Source organism: Aneurinibacillus danicus (genome assembly GCF_007991215.1).
Taxonomy (GTDB): Bacteria; Bacillota; Bacilli; order Aneurinibacillales; family Aneurinibacillaceae; genus Aneurinibacillus; species Aneurinibacillus danicus.
In genome coordinates this window covers 1-3,806 of record NZ_BJXX01000236.1, presented here as the reverse complement: position 1 = coordinate 3,806, position 3,806 = coordinate 1, and the positions used below count along the sequence as shown (strand labels likewise).

Below are 3,806 nucleotides of genomic sequence, written 5' to 3'. Positions count from 1 at the left end.
TAATTAGAAGTCTCCTATTGAATAGGGGGCTTTCATTTTTACTGTTCAGGTTACACGTAAATATTGCCGCAAGGAGAGGAAAATTCCATGGATTATGCCTTGATGGCCCTGGTACAAATTTTATACGTTGCCCTTAATTCCTTACGCGTTGTTTTTATGATTAAAGGAAGAAAATATATAGCAGCTATCCTGAGTGGATTTGAAATTTTTGTCTATATTTCAGGTCTGGCTATTGTATTGAAATATATGGATACTTTTCTGGGGATTTTTATTTATTGTATTACTTACGCCGTCGGCATTTTAGTCGGCATTTATATTGAGCAAAAAATTGCCCTTGGTTACATTACCCTGCAGATCGTGTCGGAAAAAGGACGCGAAATGACGGAAGCATTGCGAAAAAAAGGATATGGTGTAACGGAGTGGCACGGTCTGGGCGCCAGCGGTCCGCGCTTTATCTATTTTATCCTTGCCCGAAGAAAAGAATATGAGGATGTGACTTCCGCCATCCAGCAAATCGACCCGGCAGCCTTTATTATTTATCAGGAGCCAAAATATTTTATTGGAGGCTATACGACGCGAAATATTATTTGAGGGAGGGGAGTGTCCCCTCCTTTTTTGTGTTTATCGGGTCTGACAATATTTCCTGATTAGCTTGGATGCTCTCGTTTGGCTAATTTGCAAATCGCTGGCGACTTTTCGGGAACTTTTGTTTTTTTGATATGAGTTGATAACAAGGTCTTTTTCAAGTTCTTCTATGGCCGCATCCAACGAAGAGAAAGATGTGGAATATGATTTCGGTTTTGCACTTTGTACAATCATGTCTGGTAAGTCCGCAGCTTCAATTATAGAGTCGGTTGTGACGACCAGTCTTTCGATGACATTTTCCAGTTGCCGGACATTGCCGGGCCAATCGTAACCGAATATAATATCGAGCGCTTTTTGTGAAATGAGCCGATATACTTCATATTTTTTGTTGAACTTGTTAAGGAAGTAATACGTTAAAGGGATAATATCCTCTACTCTCTCTCGTAAAGGCGGCAATTTAATTTCGATTACATTGAGCCGATAATAAAGATCTTCTCTGAAACGTTTTTCCTGCACCATTTCGTATAGATTTTGGTTTGTTGCCGTAATAATGCGGATATCCACTTTTTTTGCTTCCCGTCCTCCGACAGGCAAGAATTGACGATCCTGAATCACTTGTAGCAGCTTAGCCTGCATTTTTGGCGAGATTTCTCCGATTTCATCCAAAAAAACGGTACCGCCGTCCGCCGCTTCCAGGAGTCCAATTTTTCCTCCTTTGCTTGCTCCGGTAAATGCTCCGTGAACATAGCCAAATAGTTCCGATTCGAGCAGTTCTTCCGGAATGGCCGCACAGTTAAGAGATAAGAACGGGCCGTTTTTTCGTGTACTCATCTGGTGGATATATTTTGCCAGCACGCTTTTTCCGGTACCAGATTCCCCCTGAATTAAAAGAGTTGTATCCACTTTTGCTACCTTTTCGCAAAATGCAATAAGTTTTTTCATCTCTTTATTGTTTGTGATGAGATTTTTCGAAAATGGATACTCTGTTTCGGAATCAGCTTTTTCCTGAGTGTCTGGCATTTGGAGCTTTTTGTAATTTTGTTCCTGGGAGGTCGTAACGATCAATTCAATCTCATTATCTTTATTCAAAATCGGAATGGCCGTTGTAATGAGTTCTCCCCCTATATATGTCGTCTGCTTAATGGTGATCGGCTTTTTCGCTGTTAAAACAAAAGGAACGATCGAAGGTGACCAGTATCCCTTCGAAACGAGCTCATCATTCGTTTTTCCGATGACTTCGCTCGGCTTCAAGCCGTAATGCCGCTCACAAACTTTATTTACATAGACGATACGGCCATCTTTGTCTAAAACAAAAATTTCATCCGATGAATGATCGAGAATGTTCATGAGAGTTTCGGCACTGATTTCTATTTGTTTATTGTCTTCCGAAGTTTTTTGCATGTGTAATCACCACGCCTCGCCCGATAGTTTATTTTCTGTATAAAAATTTTAAATTTAATAAATTGAGTTTAATTTCACTCAGTTGAGTTGATTATAACTCATTTTTACAGTTAAAAAAAGAAGTAATAGGGTTATTTGTATTGGGAATAGCAGGATTTTTATTGGCATTAATATTGCTTTTATAAAATAGTGAAAGAAAGCAATAGCTTGTACAATTTCTTTCTAAATTTTTAAATAAAAGTGTGAGAAGGGAGTTTTCGGTCATGGAAGTAAAAGAAAAGAAGGTTGTATCCGACCAAACGATTCCGTATTATCTTTATACGGACCCGAATGTATTGAAGGTAGAACAAGAGAAAATTTTTGCGAAAAGCTGGCAATTTGTAGGCCACATTAGCCAGTTAGCAAATCAGGGTGACTATTTCACATGTGAGGTAGCTGGCGAGCCTATTATCGTTGTGCGTGGGAAAGACGAAGAAATAAGAGCGTTTTATAATGTTTGTCCACATCGTGCAACCAAATTAGAGAAAAAGGAAGAAGGAAATAAGAAAATTCTGCAATGCGGTTATCATGGATGGACCTTTAATCTGGATGGTTCTCTGCATAAAGCACCGAACTTTAAGGATGTCCCTAATTTTTGTTCAGGAAGCGCCTGTCTTCGCTCAGTTCGGGTAGAAACGGAGGCTTCCCTGATTTTTGTGAATCTTGATGAAAGCGCTAAACCGCTTGCTGAAAGCTACGGTGATTTCTTTGAAGAGCTAAAGCGCTTTGAATTCCTTGGGGAATTGAAAAAAGTAAGACAAAAAACGCGAGTCATTAAGGCCAATTGGAAAGCGTTCATTGATAATTATCTTGAATGCGATCATTGTCCGATTTCCCATCCAGCTCTGGTCGCTACATTAGATATGAATAACTACAAGATTATTACTTGCGAAAATTATTCGATTCAAGGTACGGCCGTCAAGCCGAACAAACAGGTGGGAAGCGTAGAACTGGATAAAGCGGAAATGCAAGGGGGCCGTTTCTATTGGCTATGGCCAAACCTGATGGTTACGATTTATCCAGGTCCGGGAAATATGTCGCTCATCCAAATGATTCCGATTGATCATGAAACAACGTTAGGTGTGTATACGTACTTCTTCCGAGATGAAAATCTGACAAAAGAAGAGCTTGACTTAATCAAATTTATGGAACAGGTGCGGGATGAAGATGTGGAATTAGTTGAATTGGAGCAAATTGGTTTCCGTTCTCGAGCATTTATGAAAGGGGTCTTTTCACCTACGGAGAACGGAGTCGTACAGTTCCACGATATGATTCGTGAAGTGCTTGAGATCGAAGAGTAAGATAACAACGTATGCTAGCCTTTCAAAGAGACCATGTATTTGCAGCGGAAAGGCTAGTATTCTCTTTGGATCTATTAACACTATTTGGTTAGTTTTAAAAATTGATATACTGATAAATCAAAAAGATAGATAATTTAAAATATTGTATGCGGAAGATAAAAAAATGAAGTTCCTTATCAGCCTGCATTTGTGAAAGCGTTTCACATTTAGTTGAATACGCAGGAGCATGAAAGGAGCAAATAGCTGGGAAAGTCTTGATATTTTTCAAAAGGAGGAATGTGGTAGTGAAAATTTTGATTTGGCTACTGAGTCTCATACCTGCTATTGGTTCATTAACTGTAATAAACCGTGTAGAACCTTATGTGTTTGGTTTACCCTTTATTGTATTTTGGGCAACTGCTTGGTTAATTTTAACTTCGGTATGTTTATATATTAGTAGCATTATCCAGGACAAAAAGGAGGTAAATAAATGAATAGCGC

General features: G+C 39.1%; 4 protein-coding genes. 3 read left to right on the top strand and 1 reads right to left on the bottom strand.

The window, feature by feature from the left end:
- The first annotated feature begins 87 nt into the window (after positions 1–87).
- Positions 88–591 carry a DUF2179 domain-containing protein gene (locus ADA01nite_RS21310; protein ID WP_146812439.1) on the top strand — a complete coding sequence of 168 codons (504 nt, stop codon included), beginning with the start codon at positions 88–90 and terminating at the stop codon, positions 589–591.
- A gap of 30 nt (positions 592–621) precedes the next feature.
- Here the strand turns inward: ADA01nite_RS21310 and ADA01nite_RS21305 are convergent, their stop codons facing one another.
- Positions 622–1,986, bottom strand: a complete 1,365-nt coding sequence (locus ADA01nite_RS21305) for a sigma-54 interaction domain-containing protein (RefSeq protein ID WP_146812438.1) — start codon at positions 1,984–1,986, stop codon at positions 622–624.
- A gap of 263 nt (positions 1,987–2,249) precedes the next feature.
- Here ADA01nite_RS21305 and ADA01nite_RS21300 point away from each other — a divergent pair, with 263 nt between their 5' ends.
- Positions 2,250–3,326, top strand: coding sequence for an aromatic ring-hydroxylating oxygenase subunit alpha (locus tag ADA01nite_RS21300; RefSeq protein ID WP_146812437.1), 1,077 nt, complete (start codon positions 2,250–2,252; stop codon positions 3,324–3,326).
- Positions 3,327–3,610: 284 nt separating this feature from the next.
- Positions 3,611–3,799, top strand: a complete 189-nt coding sequence (locus ADA01nite_RS21295; protein WP_146812436.1) for a DUF3311 domain-containing protein — start codon at positions 3,611–3,613, stop codon at positions 3,797–3,799.
- Positions 3,800–3,806: the final 7 nt, after the last annotated feature.

Bases quoted from the DNA above. Each gene is read 5' to 3' on its own strand.
- ADA01nite_RS21310 (WP_146812439.1), top strand. From the start codon at position 88: ATGGATTATGCCTTGATGGCCCTGGTACAAATTTTATACGTTGCCCTT.
- ADA01nite_RS21305 (WP_146812438.1), bottom strand. From the start codon at position 1,986: ATGCAAAAAACTTCGGAAGACAATAAACAAATAGAAATCAGTGCCGAA.
- ADA01nite_RS21300 (WP_146812437.1), top strand. From the start codon at position 2,250: ATGGAAGTAAAAGAAAAGAAGGTTGTATCCGACCAAACGATTCCGTAT.